17 protein-coding genes are annotated in these 12,807 nt (G+C 70.3%); 9 read left to right on the forward strand and 8 right to left on the reverse strand.

Going from position 1 to position 12,807, the window contains the following annotated elements:
* On the reverse strand, positions 1–520 hold a 520-nt coding region (locus D7X32_RS38875; RefSeq protein WP_120607589.1), incomplete at its 3' end, for a DUF1109 domain-containing protein.
* Positions 517–1,059 (reverse strand): RNA polymerase sigma factor, encoded by a 543-nt coding sequence (locus D7X32_RS38880; protein ID WP_120607575.1) that lies wholly within the window; start codon positions 1,057–1,059, stop codon positions 517–519. The genes D7X32_RS38880 and D7X32_RS38875, both read right to left, overlap by 4 nt.
* A gap of 188 nt (positions 1,060–1,247) precedes the next feature.
* On the opposite strand from D7X32_RS38880, the gene D7X32_RS38885 reads away from it, so the two are divergent.
* Positions 1,248–1,784: a DUF2378 family protein gene (locus D7X32_RS38885; RefSeq protein ID WP_120607576.1), complete on the forward strand. Its 537-nt coding sequence runs from the start codon at positions 1,248–1,250 to the stop codon at positions 1,782–1,784.
* Between the two features lie 75 nt (positions 1,785–1,859).
* Complete coding sequence (locus tag D7X32_RS38890; RefSeq protein ID WP_120607590.1) at positions 1,860–2,348, forward strand: FKBP-type peptidyl-prolyl cis-trans isomerase; 489 nt, start codon at positions 1,860–1,862, stop codon at positions 2,346–2,348.
* Here the strand turns inward: D7X32_RS38890 and D7X32_RS38895 are convergent.
* The 6 genes from D7X32_RS38895 to D7X32_RS38920 all read right to left on the reverse strand — a co-directional run bounded on the left by D7X32_RS38895 (position 2,342) and on the right by D7X32_RS38920 (position 8,353).
* A complete protein-coding gene (locus tag D7X32_RS38895; protein ID WP_120607577.1) occupies positions 2,342–3,616 on the reverse strand; it encodes a DEAD/DEAH box helicase in 1,275 nt (424 codons plus the stop codon). The two genes, D7X32_RS38890 and D7X32_RS38895, sit on opposite strands and share 7 nt — an antisense overlap.
* Positions 3,617–3,714: 98 nt before the next feature.
* The gene (fghA, locus tag D7X32_RS38900) at positions 3,715–4,569 is read right to left on the reverse strand and encodes an S-formylglutathione hydrolase (protein WP_120607578.1); all 855 of its coding nucleotides are present in this window, start codon (positions 4,567–4,569) and stop codon (positions 3,715–3,717) included.
* Complete coding sequence (locus D7X32_RS38905; protein ID WP_120607579.1) at positions 4,566–5,678, reverse strand: S-(hydroxymethyl)glutathione dehydrogenase/class III alcohol dehydrogenase; 1,113 nt, start codon at positions 5,676–5,678, stop codon at positions 4,566–4,568. Before D7X32_RS38905 ends, fghA begins: the two co-directional genes overlap by 4 nt.
* Positions 5,679–5,779: 101 nt before the next feature.
* Positions 5,780–6,538, reverse strand: coding sequence for a response regulator (locus tag D7X32_RS38910; protein WP_120607580.1), 759 nt, complete (start codon positions 6,536–6,538; stop codon positions 5,780–5,782).
* 21 nt (positions 6,539–6,559) lie between these two features.
* Positions 6,560–7,843 (reverse strand): sensor histidine kinase, encoded by a 1,284-nt coding sequence (locus D7X32_RS38915; RefSeq protein WP_120607581.1) that lies wholly within the window; start codon positions 7,841–7,843, stop codon positions 6,560–6,562.
* A 90-nt stretch (positions 7,844–7,933) separates the two neighbouring features.
* Positions 7,934–8,353 carry a hypothetical protein gene (locus tag D7X32_RS38920; RefSeq protein WP_120607582.1) on the reverse strand — a complete coding sequence of 140 codons (420 nt, stop codon included), beginning with the start codon at positions 8,351–8,353 and terminating at the stop codon, positions 7,934–7,936.
* A gap of 146 nt (positions 8,354–8,499) precedes the next feature.
* Between D7X32_RS38920 and D7X32_RS38925 the strand changes: the two genes are divergently transcribed.
* The 7 genes from D7X32_RS38925 to larE all read left to right on the forward strand — a co-directional run bounded on the left by D7X32_RS38925 (position 8,500) and on the right by larE (position 12,794).
* On the forward strand, positions 8,500–9,276 hold the full coding sequence (locus D7X32_RS38925) for a HesA/MoeB/ThiF family protein (protein WP_120607583.1): 777 nt from the start codon (positions 8,500–8,502) through the stop codon (positions 9,274–9,276).
* On the forward strand, positions 9,264–9,503 hold the full coding sequence (locus D7X32_RS38930) for a sulfurtransferase TusA family protein (RefSeq protein WP_014396694.1): 240 nt from the start codon (positions 9,264–9,266) through the stop codon (positions 9,501–9,503). The genes D7X32_RS38925 and D7X32_RS38930 overlap by 13 nt, the downstream gene beginning before the upstream one ends.
* Positions 9,504–9,506: 3 nt before the next feature.
* Positions 9,507–9,779 (forward strand): ubiquitin-like small modifier protein 1, encoded by a 273-nt coding sequence (locus D7X32_RS38935; RefSeq protein WP_120607584.1) that lies wholly within the window; start codon positions 9,507–9,509, stop codon positions 9,777–9,779.
* 10 nt (positions 9,780–9,789) lie between these two features.
* On the forward strand, positions 9,790–10,422 hold the full coding sequence (locus D7X32_RS38940) for a HesA/MoeB/ThiF family protein (protein WP_120607585.1): 633 nt from the start codon (positions 9,790–9,792) through the stop codon (positions 10,420–10,422).
* Positions 10,386–10,874 carry a M67 family metallopeptidase gene (locus tag D7X32_RS38945; RefSeq protein WP_120607586.1) on the forward strand — a complete coding sequence of 163 codons (489 nt, stop codon included), beginning with the start codon at positions 10,386–10,388 and terminating at the stop codon, positions 10,872–10,874. The genes D7X32_RS38940 and D7X32_RS38945 overlap by 37 nt, the downstream gene beginning before the upstream one ends.
* 156 nt (positions 10,875–11,030) lie before the next feature.
* The gene (gene cysC, locus D7X32_RS38950) at positions 11,031–11,801 is read left to right on the forward strand and encodes an adenylyl-sulfate kinase (RefSeq protein ID WP_120607587.1); all 771 of its coding nucleotides are present in this window, start codon (positions 11,031–11,033) and stop codon (positions 11,799–11,801) included.
* Between the two features lie 90 nt (positions 11,802–11,891).
* Complete coding sequence (gene larE, locus D7X32_RS38955) at positions 11,892–12,794, forward strand: ATP-dependent sacrificial sulfur transferase LarE (RefSeq protein WP_120607588.1); 903 nt, start codon at positions 11,892–11,894, stop codon at positions 12,792–12,794.
* The last annotated feature ends 13 nt before the right edge of the window (positions 12,795–12,807 follow it).

A 12,807-nucleotide genomic window follows, 5' to 3' on the forward strand; every position in this document is an offset into this window, starting at 1 on the left:
CCGTCCCCACCGACAGCCCCGCCACCGCCGCACGCAGCGGGTCGAACGCCGCCGACCGCAACGCCACCAACGCCACCACCAGGGGCACCAGCGCCAAGGCCACATGGCTCACCGTGCACACCCACTCGGGGAGGTTGGAAGGGCCCCGCGGGGCAGCCCGCGTCAGCACCAGCAGCGCGGAGCTCGCCAGCGCCATGCCCACGCCCACCCAGCGCAACCGGCGCCCGCGCGGGGACAGCGCCCCCCACGAACACACCGCGCCCGTGGACAGCAGCATCGCCAGCATGGGCGCACGGCCCGTCAGCATCGACCCCGTGGTGCGCCCCAAGGCCAGCAGCACGCCCATCACCGCGAGCGCCAGGCCCGCGGACGCCGCGAACAGCCCCACCGCCTGCGAACGCCAGCGACGCACCGGCCGCTTCATGGCCAGCTCCGCGCGCGACGCCGCCAACGCACGCTCCATCGCCCTCGGGTCCAGGCGGGGCGGGGCGGACCGCCAGGGGTCGGAGGGAGGGCTCATGACGCCTCCTCCAGTCCGCCCAGCAGCTCGCGCAGCTTTTCGTAACCCCGGTGCGCCCGGAGCCGGGCCGCGCCCGCGCGGATGCCCCGCATCTCGGCGATCTCCTCGAAGGACCAGCCCTCCAGCTTGCTCAGCACCACCGCCTCGCGCTGCTCGACAGGCAATTGCTGGAGGGCGTCCTCGATGCGCCGGCGCATGGCCGGGTCGCCGTCCGGCGCGGGCACCGCCGTCGGCCCGTCCGGCGGCGCGTGCGCATGCGCGTCCACGTGCTGCTGATGCCGCAGTGCGTCCCGGGCCGCGTTCGCCGCGATGGTGAGCAGCCAGGGGGTGAAGCGCGTGCCCCGCTCGTAGCGGCCCCGGGCTCGGATGACGGAGAGGAAGGTCGTCTGCATGAGGTCCTCCGCCAGCGGCCCGTCCCTCACCATGCGGGCGAGGAAGCCGTGCACACGCCCGGCGTGCCGGGCGAACAGCGCCTCGAACGCCGGCTGGTCTCCCTGACAGAACTGGTCCATGAGCGCTTCGTCCGTGACGCCTTCCATCGTCTGGCTCACGGACGGCCCTGCTCGGAATTCGTTTCCAGGGGCGGACGATTGCCCTCCTGGCGGCTCCAAGGCCTTGAAACGACAAGCGCTGGACGTGACATGCCAAGGGGGCTCGCTTCCAGGACCCGAAAGGGTAGTGTCGCCAGCCTTCCCGGTTTCAACGCGTTTCCCCAATTCGAGCGCCCATGTCCCCGGCCGAGGTCGTCATCCAGTCCACGCTGTTCGAATCGCTCCTGCGCTGCGTGCGATTGGACACGCCATTGCGCGAGCGCATGGCGGCGGCGGGCTACGACCCGGACCGGCCCCGGGCCAGCTATCCGGCGTCGGTGTTCCTCCGGTGCCAGAACCTGGTGCTGCAGGCGGCCTACGCGGGCCGGCCCCAGCAGGAGGCCCTGCGGCAGATGGGCCGGGACCTGGTGCGCGGCTACTTCGAGACGCTGGTGGGCAAGGTGGTGAACGTGGCCCTGAAGATCGCGGGCCCGGATCGCGCCATGAAGCGGGTGGCGCTGAGCTTCCGTTCCGTGATGGAGCCGGTGGAGATCACCTCGCAGGAGCTGGCCCCGAAGGACTGGCGGGTGACGTTCCAGGGCTATCCCTTCCCGGCGGAGGCCGCGGCGGGCTGTTGTGAAGAGGCGCTGCGCCAGGCCGGAGCGGCGAACCCCAGCGCGGTGCTGGAGTCCGACGACGGACACGGCCGTTTCGAGCTGCGCATGCGTTGGTAGGACGTCCGTGTGCACGCGGTAACGGTGATCATCATCCTTCCACCGCGACATGACTGAATGCGCTATGAGGGCCCCATGAAAATCGGCAAGGACAGCGTTGTCGCCATTGATTACAAGCTGCACCTCGGTGACGGGAAGATCGTGGACGAGAGCGAGGCAGGCGAGCCGCTCGTCTACCTGCACGGCTACGAGGAGATCGTCCCCGGCCTGGAGAAGGCGCTGGAGGGCAAGTCCGCGGGCGAGTCCCTGAAGACCGTCGTCTCCGCGGCGGACGGCTACGGCGACTACGATCCGGAAGGCGTCGAGGAAGTTCCCCGGACGGAGTTCCCCGAGGACCTGGAGATCAAGGCCGGCGGCATCCTGAGCGCCACGGATCCGGAGGGCGACGAGGTCGACTTCCTGGTCAAGGAAGTGCGCAAGGACACGGTGCTGGTGGACTTCAACCACCCGTTCGCCGGCAAGGAGCTGCACTTCGAGGTCGCCATCAAGGAAGTGCGCGCCGCGACGCCCGAGGAACTCGAGCACGGCCACGCGCACGGCCCCGACGACGACCACGATCACTGACCGCTGGGGCTCTTCGGCCGGCCCTTGCCGTGCGTCCGGGCATGCCGCCCGGGCGCCGCGCCTTCGGGCCGCTTGGAGTTTCCATGGTCTGCCTGGCGAGGCCCCGGGTCGCGCTGCTTCGCCAGGAACGCCAGCATCTCCCGCTTGAAGATGGGATCCGTGCGCGGCACCTCCGTGCGGGGAAGCTCCTGGCGGATGATGCGCTCGATGTCCTGGAGCGTGCGGCGCTCCACTTCCAGCGCGAAGAGTGACGCCCGTCCACTGGCCGCCGCGCGAGCGGTGCGGCCGATGCGGTGCACGTAGTCCTCCGGCCCGTGCGGCACGTCCAGGCTGATGACGTGGCCGATGTCATCCACATCCAACCCGCGCGCCGCGAGGTCGGTGGCCACGAGGCAGCGGTACTGCCCGCGGCGGAAGCCCTCCAATGCCTGACGCCGCTGGGCCTGCGTGCGGCCCGCGTGCAGGGCGGCGGACTTGTGGCCCGCGGCGGCGAGCAATTCCTTCATCTTGTCCGCGCGCTGCTGGGTGCGCACGAACACGAGCGCGCTGGCCTCATCCTGCGCGAGGAGCGTGAGCAGCAGGGGCCACTTCTCCTCGGGCTTCACGATGTAGAGGTGCTGGTCGGCGCGCGGCGCGGGCGTCCCGCTGGGGGTCACCTCCACGCGCACGGGCTTGTGCAGGGCGCGCTGTCCGAAGCGCGCCACGTCCGCGCCCAGGGTGGCGGAGAACAGCAGCGTCTGGCGGTCGCGCGGCAGGGCGTGGAGGATCTGGTTGATCTGCGGCAGGAACCCCATGTCGAGCATCCGGTCCGCCTCGTCCAGCACCAGCGTCTGGATGCGGGACAGGTTCACGGCCTTCACGCCCAGCAGGTCCACGAGCCGGCCCGGCGTGGCGACGATGAGGGTGGGGCGCTCGCGCAGCGCATCCACCTGCGCGTTCATGTCCTCGCCGCCGACGATGAGCGTGGGCAGGACGCGGAGGGGCTCGCCGAAGAAGCGGGCCTGCTCGGTCACCTGCTGCGCCAGCTCACGCGTGGGGGTGAGGATGAGGCCCAGCGTGCCGCGCTCGCCCGAGAAGCGCTCGATCATGGGGAGCAGGTAGGCGGCCGTCTTGCCGGTGCCGGTGGCCGCGCAGCCGATGACGTCGCGGCCGGACAACGCGGGCGGGATGGCCTGCGCCTGGATGGGCGTGGGAGCACCGAAGCGGGCACGCTTCACGGCGCCCAGCGTTTCGGGGGACAGGCCCAGGGACTTGAAGGAAGCACTCATAGGCCCCACGCCTCCCACGTCCGGGCCGGAGAGGGAAGGGGATTGAGGGGCAGGGGCGCCCCGGGCCGTGGAAGCCCGGGGCACGGAAGGGCCGCTTTTCAGCCCGCGTTCAGCGCCGCGCCGTGGTGGCGCAGGTGGTCTTCCATGAACGTGGAGACGAAGTAGTAGCCGTGGTCGTACCCCTCCTGCATGCGCAGGGTGAGGGGCTGGCCCGCCGCCTCGCAGGCTTCCTTGAGGAAGTGCGGGTGGAGCTGATCCGGCAGGAACTTGTCCTTCGTCCCCTGGTCCACGAGCAGCGCCGGCACGCGCCGCCCCGCCTTCAAGAGCTCCGTGGCGTCGTACTCACGCCACGTCTGCTCATCCGGCCCCAGGTAGCCGCCAAAGGCCTTCTTGCCCCAGGGGCTGCGGATGGGAGCCCCGATGGGCGCGAACGCGGACACCGACTTGTACCGGCCCGGGTCGCGCAGCGCCGTCACCAGCGCGCCGTGCCCGCCCATGGAGTGCCCGAAGATGCCCTCGCGGTCCATGCGCGCGGGGAAGTGCGCGCCGAGGATGCCGGGCAGCTCCTTCGTGATGTACGTGCCCATCCGGTAGCGCGCCTTCCACGGCTCCTGGGTGGCATCCAGGTAGAAGCCCGCGCCGGTCCCGAAGTCCCAGTCCGCGTCCTCGCCCGGAATGCCCGCGCCGCGAGGACTGGTGTCCGGCGCCACGAGCATCAGCCCCAGCTCCGCCGCCACGCGCTGCGCGCCGCCCTTGGTGGGGAAGGTCTCCTCCGTGCAGGTGAGGCCGGCCAGGTAGTACAGCACGGGCACCTTGCCGTGCTTCGCCTGGGGTGGGGTGTAGACGCTGAAGCGCATCTCACCGCCGCACGCCTCGGACGGGTGCTTCCAGAAGGACTGCGTCCCCCCGAAGCACGCGTGCTCACTGACGAGCGTGGGAGTCACCGCGCTCATGCGTACTTCACCACGCTGCGGATGGACTTGCCCTCGTGCATCAGGTCGAAGCCGTGGTTGATCTCCTCCAGCTTCAGCGTGTGGGTGATCAGCGGGTCCACCTGGATCTTCCCGTCCATGTACCAGTCCACGATCTTCGGCACGTCCGTGCGGCCGCGAGCCCCTCCGAACGCGCTGCCCTTCCACACGCGCCCCGTCACGAGCTGGAACGGCCGGGTGCTGATCTCCTGCCCCGCGCCCGCCACGCCGATGACGATGCTCTCGCCCCAGCCGCGGTGGCAGCACTCCAGGGCCTGGCGCATCGTCTTCACGTTGCCGATGCACTCGAAGCTGTAGTCCGCGCCGCCGCCGGTGAGGTTCACCAGGTAGGGGACGAGGTCGCCTTCCACTTCCTTCGGGTTCACGAAGTGCGTCATCCCGAACTTCTCCGCGATCTCCTTGCGAGCGGGGTTCAGGTCCACGCCGACGATCATGTCCGCGCCCACCATGCGCGCGGCCTGCACGACGTTCAGGCCGATGCCGCCCAGGCCGAACACCACCACCTTCGCGCCGGCCTCCACCTTCGCGGTGTAGACGACGGCGCCCACGCCCGTGGTGACGCCGCAGCCGATGTAGCAGACCTTGTCGAAGGGGGCGTCCTCGCGGATCTTCGCCACGGCGATCTCCGGCAGCACCGTGTAGTTCGCGAACGTGGAGCAGCCCATGTAGTGGTGGATCATCTGCTTGCCCAGGCGGAAGCGGCTGGTGCCATCCGGCATCAGGCCCTTGCCCTGGGTGGCGCGGATGGCCGTACACAGGTTCGTCTTGCGCGACAGGCACGACTTACAGCCGCGGCACTCCGGCGTGTAGAGCGGGATGACGTGGTCGCCCTTCTTCACGCTGGTGACGCCCGCGCCCACGTCCACGACGATGCCCGCGCCCTCGTGGCCGAAGATGGCGGGGAACAGGCCCTCCGGGTCCGCGCCGGAGCGGGTGAACTCGTCGGTGTGGCACAGGCCGGTGGCCTTCAGCTCGATCAGCACCTCGCCCGCCTTGGGGCCCTCCAGGTGCACGGTTTCGATGCTCAGGGGCTTGCCGGCCTCGAAGGCGACGGCGGCGCGGACGTCCATGGTGGGGCTCCAGTCAGAGGGGAACGAAGACACCCCACTGTAGAAGCCACGCACCGCGTCGGCCCCGAAAAACGAAGGGGCCGCGCGCGTTCGGTCCACCGCTACACGGAGATGAGCCCCTTGCGGATGCCCTCGGTGACGGCCTCCACCCGGTTCGTCACTTCGAGTTTCCGGTAGATGTGCTCCAGGTGCGTGCGGATGGTCGCCTTGGACAGCGACAGCAGCCGGGCCGCCTCGCTGTTGGATACGCCCTTGGCGATGAGCTGGAGGATCTCCCGCTCGCGATCCGACAGCGGCTTGAGCAGCGGCTCATGCGCGGACGCATCCGCGGCAGTGGCCACGGGAGCCGCGGGCTCCGACGCGGACGGCGCCACGGACAGGGGCTCCGTGGGCACGGGCGCGGTGTCCGGCTCCACGCGGAAGTGGCGCAAGAGGCGCCGCGCCAGGTTCGGCTGGATGACCGTGCCGCCCGCGCGCACCTCCTTGATGGCCTCCACGATCTTGTCCACCGTGGCGCCCTTGAGCAGGTAGCCGGACGCGCCCGCCTTCACCGCCTCCAGGACCTTGTCCTCCTCGTCGAAGATGGTGAAGATCAGGATCTCCATCTTCGGGAAGCGCGCCTTCACCTCGCGCGTGACGTCGATGCCGCTCATGCGCGGCAGCCCCAGGTCCAGCAGCAGCACGTCCGGGTTCGCGCGCTCCACCTCATCCAGCGCGGCCTCGCCCGACAGCGCGGTGCCCACGATGTCGATGTCCGGGTGGCCTTCGAAGAGGCGCAGCTGGTTCTTCAAGATCTTGGTCTGGTCCTCCACGACGAACACGCGGATGGGGAGGGGGGCGGCGCTGGAAGTCGGGTCCACGGGGCGGATCTCCGGTGCGTGTCAGGCGGAAAGGCAGGGAAGGGAGAAGGCCACCTGGGCCCCGGCGCCGGGCGCCGAGTCCACCACGATGGAACCCCCGAGCTTCATGGCCCGCTCACGCATGTTGAGCAGGCCGTAGTGGCCGCGCGGCGTGCGGCCCGGGTCGAAACCCTTGCCGTTGTCGCGGACCACCAGGTGCACGCCCTCCGCGCTGAAGTCCAGGCGCACCTGGACCTCCTTCGCTTCGGCGTGCTTCGCGGCGTTGGACAGACACTCCTGGAGGATGCGGAACAGCGCCAGCTGCGCGTCCGGGGGCAGCTTGCGCGTCAGGCCCGTGCGCTCGAAGCGGATGGCCTGCCCCGTGCGGTCGCGGAACGTCTTGACGTAGTCCTCCAGGCCCTGCGCCAGCTCGAAGTCGTCGCGCATCATCCGCAGGTTGCGGCGCAGCTCTTCGATGGACTCCTCCGCGGTGGCCTTCATCTCGCGGATCTCCGTGCGCAGCCCGTCCTCGCGCGCGAGGTTCAGGATGTACTCCGCCTGGATGATCATCGACGACAGGGACGCGCCCAGGCCGTCATGGATTTCGCGCGCCAGCCGGTTGCGCTCCTCCACCACCGCCAGCTCCTTCAGGTCGCCCTGCAGGGACACCACCTCGCGGTGCGCGGTGGCCTCGCGCTCGTTCAGGTACACGAGCACGTAGACGATGATGAAGTTGAGGCCCAGGTACCAGAGCAGCGTGAGCAGCTCCACCGCCGTCACGGAGCGGTTGAGGAGCAGATCCAGGCGCGTGGTGATGGGCAACGCCAAGAGCGGCGGCAGGATGGCCAGCGGCTTGGGGAAGAGGATGGCGAAGAGCGTGGTGAACAACAGCTGTGTCGCCAGGAGCGGGCTCTGAAGGCCGCCGCCCACCTGCGGCCGGGCGATGAGCACCACGGTGATCAGCAGGTCCATGCAGAGCGACAGGTACGTCACCCACCGGCCCGCCTTCGGGTGGTCGATGACGAGCAGGTTCGCGACGCTGTAGATCAGCATCGCGAAGTAGCCCAGGAAGGAGATGGGCCCGTTGAAGCCGAAGTAGCCGCTCCACGCGGGCACCGCGAGGATGAGCAGGCCCAACGTGAGGAACATCATCCGCGCGTAGAACAGCGCGCGGGCCCGGGCGACGAAGCGGTCCTGCTCCCAGGAGGCCGCCGCCTGCTCCGCGGACACGTTGTCCGTGAGGTTGCGGCGCTCCAGCACGGCGCGGACGCGGGCCTTCAGGTCATGGGCCGGGTGGTCGTCGCCGGGTCGAGGGTCGCTGTCCATTCGAGCGGCAGCTTACGGGACCTTCCCCGGGAGCGGAATTCCAGGCAAGCCGCCAGGTCGGCATCCTGGCGGGTGCGGAGGGCCAGGGCGCTACTTGGGGGCGCCTTCGTCCACGCACGCCTTCTTCGCCTCGGGCTGGCGGGAGAGGACGAAGTCCAGGCGGTCCGTGGTCTGCCCCGTGCGCTCGTCGAACAGGGGCGTGCCGCCCGCGTACATGGTGCCCTTCTGGCTGCCGTACTTGTCCAGGTTGTGGGACTTGAGCCAGCCGTCCACGCAGGCCTCCAGGGCCAGGCGGTCGCTGGCGCCCGAGTCGTAGGTCACGGCGCTCGCGTCCTTCGTGCCGGCCTCGGCGGTGGCCGTGGGGGGCGCGGCGTCGCGGTCCGACTGGAGCTCCTCCTTGACGGTGCCGGTCTGCGTGGCCGCGTCGGGGCTCTCGCCGGTGTTCTTGTGGCAGCCGACAGCCAGGGACAGCAGGGAGGAAAACACGAGCGCGCCGGTCAGGTTTTTCATATGTCCTGGCTGGTGAGGGCCGCTTGTGACGGCGGCGGTGGCGACAGCGGTTGGGAAGGCTTCGGGAACGTCCTGGGGTCCTTCTGGAATCCGGACGTGGAATCGCCGCACCATATTCGTTTCGTTCCTCGCGGAGCACCAGCCCCATGCATGGTTCCCCGGATACCGACCATCACGCGCGCATTCCCCACGCCACCCGCATCGAGCGCGCGCGGGTGCTGGTGGTGGGAGCAGGCGGCCTGGGCTGTCCGGCGTCGCTCGCGCTGGCGCAGGGCGGTGTAGGCCACCTGACGTTGGTGGATCCGGACCGGGTGGACGTGACGAACCTGCCCCGGCAGCTCTGGCACCGCACCCAGGACGTGGGCCGCTTCAAGGCGGAGTCCGCCGCCGCCGGCCTCCTGCGTGCCTTCCCCGGCCTGAGCGTGGAGGCCCTCCCGGAGCGCCTGGACGCGGGCAACGCGGAGGCGCTCTTCCGCGAGCACGACCTGGTGGTGGACGCCACGGACGGCGTGGCCACCAAGTTCTTCCTGTCGGACGTGGCGGTGCTCACCGGAGTGCCGCTGGTCTACGGCGGCGTGCTGCGCATGCACGGACAGGCCCTGCGCATCGACCCCGGCGGCCCGTGCCTGCGCTGCCTCTACGAGGACGTGCCGCCCCCGGACGCGGTGCCCACCTGCGCGCAGGCAGGCGTGCTGGGCGCGATGGCGGGGCTCATCGGCGCGGTGCAGGCGCTGCTCGCGCTGGAGCTGCTGGCGGGCGCGGCGACAGGGCCGCGGGGGCAGGCCACGCTGCACGTGCTCGACGGCGAGACGCTGGAGGGGCGCACGGTGAAGGTGACGCGCGCGCCCGACTGCCCGGGGTGCGCCATCCAATCGCTGCCCCCATTCCCTTCCTCCCAGGAGGACACCGCATGCCCGACGTGACGGCGACGTTGGACATCACCCGCGAGGTGTGTCCGATGACCTACGTGCGCACCAAGCTGAAGCTGGAGTCTCTGCCCCCGGACACGCTGCTGGAGGTGCTGCTCAAGGGCGACGAGCCCCTGAAGAACGTGCCCCGCAGCGCGAAGGACGAGGGCCACGACGTGGTGTCCCTGGATCCGCGCGGGGACGGCACGCACCGGTTGATCATCCGAAAGCGGGGGAAATGAACCATGGCCACGATTCGCATTCCCACGCCCATGCGCACGCTCACGCGCAACCAGTCCGAGGTCCAGGCCACCGGCGCCACCGTGGGCGAAGTGCTGCGCGACCTGGAAGCGCGCTTCCCCGGCATGGGCGCGCGCCTCTTCGACGACAAGGGCGCCGTGCGCCGGTACGTGAACGTCTTCCTCAACGACGAGGACGTGCGCGCGCTCAAGGCCCTGGACACGCCGGTGAAGGACGCGGACCGGATCACCCTCATCCCCGCCATGGCGGGAGGCTGAAGAGGGCGTCATGGCGCTGCGCGAGGATCAGATTCTCCGCTACTCCCGGCAGATCCTCCTGCGGGACGTGGGCGGGCGCGGGCAGGAGGCCCTGCTGTCGGGCGGCGCGCGCGTGGACGGGTTGGGCGCGTCCGGCCTCACCGCCACGGCGTACCTGGCGGGCGGCGGCACTCCGGTGACGGGCGTGGGCTCACTGACCATGGGGCCCTGGTCGCCAGGGTTCCTCGCGTCCGCGCACGACGTGGGCCAGCCCGTGTCGGAGGTGCTGGCGCGCGTGGTGCCGGAGGTGAACCCGGACGCGGTGGGCACGCCCGGCGGCGGGCTGCTCGCGGAGCTGCCGGCGGCCTGGAGCGGGGAAGCCCCCTGGGTCGCGCTCGGCGGTGACGGCGCGCGCGGGGCGGTGGTGTTCCGGGGCGCGGACGGCTGCGTCTGGTGCTTCGGAGAAACGGTGCGCCACCTGGGTACGCCGCCGGACGGAGCGATGGGCGTGGCCCTGGGCGCCCTGGGCGCATTGGTGTTCCAGCGGCTGCGGCTGGGCATGGGGCCTTCGCTGGGGGGCAGGTGGTTGAGCGCCCCGGGCGCGATGACGGACCTGGAGCCGCGCCGGTGCTCGCGCTGCGCGGCGGCGGAAGCGAAGTCCTGATCCACGAACCCCCACCGGAAACGCTCGCCCGGATGATCCGCCATCTGGAGGCCGCGTGGCCCCATGAAGGCTGCGGTGTGATCCTCCGGAGCGGGGCGGGGGAGGGTGGCTCCTGGCGGGTCGTCCCCCTGCCCAACGTCTCCCCCACGCCGCGCGTCGCCTACGCCTTCGCGCCCGAGGCGTGGCTCCAGGTCTGCCTGGAAGCGGACGCGCGACAGGAGGCGGTGGCCTGCGTCTTCCACTCGCACGTGGAGGCGCCCGCAGTGTTCTCTTCCGAAGATCGCCGCCAGGCCGCTCCCTCGGGAATCGCACTTCTGCCCCAAGTGTCATATGTTGTAGTGGCCATACACGGAGGCCGAGCAGCCTCCGCCTCGCGGACAGTTTGGAGCGCGGGTGATTTTCAGACTGTTCCGCTTCCATTGGCGGATTTCAGGTTTGAAAAACCCGTGTAAGGGCGGGAACTTGCCCGGCAACCAGCCCCACTGCGGAAAGGTGGGTCCGAATTGTCAAGTGACCGGGTTTTCGTCTATAAAGCGGCGGTCTATTGGATCTGCCGCGTCCCACGCCGCGTGCAAGAAGCGCTCCGGACGCAGGGAGTTAGAACCCTTATGGCCACCAACACTGGATTCACCCTCTGGCTGACCGGCATGTCCGGTACCGGGAAGACCACGACGGCCGCCTACATCGCGGCCCGGCTCCGCCAGGTCGGACGCAACGTGGAGGTGCTCGATGAGGGCGAACTCCAGAACGACCTGTGGGCTGGCATCGGCGACACGAAGGACGAGCGCAACATGGTGGTGCGCCGCCTGGGCTTCGTCGCCGGCCTCCTGGCCCGCAACGGCACGGCCGTGCTCGTCCCCTGCGTGAGCCCCTACAAGTCGAGCCGCGAGGAAGTGCGCCGCGCGGTGGGCAAGTACGTGGAGGTCTACGTCGACTGCCCCACGGAGAAGCTCATCGAGCGCGACACCACCGGCCGCTACAAGAAGGCGCTCAACGGCGAGATCCCGAACTTCATCGGCATCACGGAGCCGTACGAGCCGCCCACCTCGCCTGAGGTGACCATCTACTCCGACACGGAGTCGGTGGAGGACGGCGGGACGAAGATCTTCCAGGCGCTGCTGGACCTGGGCCTGATGTCCACGGACGAGCTGAAGACCATCACCGGCAAGAAGATGAAGGCCAACCCGCTGCCGCCGAAGAAGGCCCGCCGCGACGAAGAGGACCCGCCGGTCCGGGTCGCCGCCGCGAAGGCCGTCAAGGCCCCCAAGGCGGACAAGGGTTCCAAGGGCGCCAAGGCGCGTCCGGCCACCCGCGCCGCCCGCGTGGGCAAGCCGGCCCCCGCCGCGAAGAAGAAGGCCGCGAAGAGCAAGGCCCGCTAGGGCCCCACCGTCGTCCTGACTGTCGAAGGGCTCCAGGTTGCTCGCGCGATGCGCGTGCAATCCGGGGCCCTTCCGTTTTAGGAGTCCCCCATGCTGAGCCCCGAGCGGATTGAAGCCCTCTGTGAAGCGTCCCGCCCCAAGCTGGAGGCGATGCGCGCAGCCCTGCGCACCCACGGCAGCGCGCTGGTGGCGTTCTCCGGCGGCGTGGACTCCACCTTCGTCCTCCAGGTCGCGGTGGAGGTGCTGGGCGAGCGCGCCCTGGCGCTCACCGCGCTGTCGGCCTCCGTCGCCCCGGAGGAGGAGCGCGAGGCGCGCGAGCTGGCAGCCCGCCTGGGCGCCCGGCACGTCGTCGTCTCCAGCAACGAGCTGGCGAACCCCAACTACGCCGCCAACCCCACGAACCGCTGCTACTTCTGCAAGACGGAGCTATACGACCTCTGCGAGGCGAAGCGCGCGGAGCTGGGGCTGGGCGTGGTGCTGGACGGCTTCAACGCGGACGACTTCAAGGATCACCGCCCCGGCCACAAGGCCGCGAAGGAACACCAGGTGTCGTCCCCCCTGGCGCAGGCCGGGCTCACCAAGGATGAGATCCGCGCGTGGAGCCGCAAGCTGGGGCTGCCCACCTGGGACAAGCCGCAGATGGCGTGCCTGGCGTCGCGCATCCCCTACGGCACCTCCGTGACGCGCGACCGGCTCCTTCAGATTGCCGCCGCGGAGTCGGAGCTGCGCGCCCTGGACTTCAAGCAGTTCCGCGTGCGCTACCACCAGGACGTGGCGCGCATCGAGCTGGCCAGCGAGGAGTACCCGCGCTTCTTCGAGGCCAGCATCCGCGAGCGGATCAACGGCGCCTTCAAGTCCCTGGGCTTCAAGTTCGTGGCCCTGGATCTGGAGCCCTTCCGCTCCGGCCGCCTCAACGAGGCCGCCGGCATCACCCCCGCGGCCGGGGCAGGGCAGGGCGGCACCGAGGGCTTCCGGCTCCCGGTGGTGGGGTGAACGGCCTCCCCGC

Origin of the sequence: Corallococcus carmarthensis (assembly GCF_003611695.1) — a bacterium.
Lineage (GTDB): Bacteria > Myxococcota > Myxococcia > Myxococcales > Myxococcaceae > Corallococcus > Corallococcus carmarthensis.

Bases quoted from the DNA above. Each gene is read 5' to 3' on its own strand.
- D7X32_RS38880 (WP_120607575.1), bottom strand. From the start codon at position 1,059: ATGGAAGGCGTCACGGACGAAGCGCTCATGGACCAGTTCTGTCAGGGA.
- D7X32_RS38885 (WP_120607576.1), top strand. From the start codon at position 1,248: ATGTCCCCGGCCGAGGTCGTCATCCAGTCCACGCTGTTCGAATCGCTC.
- D7X32_RS38890 (WP_120607590.1), top strand. From the start codon at position 1,860: ATGAAAATCGGCAAGGACAGCGTTGTCGCCATTGATTACAAGCTGCAC.
- D7X32_RS38895 (WP_120607577.1), bottom strand. From the start codon at position 3,616: ATGAGTGCTTCCTTCAAGTCCCTGGGCCTGTCCCCCGAAACGCTGGGC.
- fghA (WP_120607578.1), bottom strand. From the start codon at position 4,569: ATGAGCGCGGTGACTCCCACGCTCGTCAGTGAGCACGCGTGCTTCGGG.
- D7X32_RS38905 (WP_120607579.1), bottom strand. From the start codon at position 5,678: ATGGACGTCCGCGCCGCCGTCGCCTTCGAGGCCGGCAAGCCCCTGAGC.
- D7X32_RS38915 (WP_120607581.1), bottom strand. From the start codon at position 7,843: ATGGACAGCGACCCTCGACCCGGCGACGACCACCCGGCCCATGACCTG.
- D7X32_RS38920 (WP_120607582.1), bottom strand. From the start codon at position 8,353: ATGAAAAACCTGACCGGCGCGCTCGTGTTTTCCTCCCTGCTGTCCCTG.
- D7X32_RS38925 (WP_120607583.1), top strand. From the start codon at position 8,500: ATGCATGGTTCCCCGGATACCGACCATCACGCGCGCATTCCCCACGCC.
- D7X32_RS38930 (WP_014396694.1), top strand. From the start codon at position 9,264: ATGCCCGACGTGACGGCGACGTTGGACATCACCCGCGAGGTGTGTCCG.
- D7X32_RS38935 (WP_120607584.1), top strand. From the start codon at position 9,507: ATGGCCACGATTCGCATTCCCACGCCCATGCGCACGCTCACGCGCAAC.
- D7X32_RS38940 (WP_120607585.1), top strand. From the start codon at position 9,790: ATGGCGCTGCGCGAGGATCAGATTCTCCGCTACTCCCGGCAGATCCTC.
- cysC (WP_120607587.1), top strand. From the start codon at position 11,031: ATGGCCACCAACACTGGATTCACCCTCTGGCTGACCGGCATGTCCGGT.
- larE (WP_120607588.1), top strand. From the start codon at position 11,892: ATGCTGAGCCCCGAGCGGATTGAAGCCCTCTGTGAAGCGTCCCGCCCC.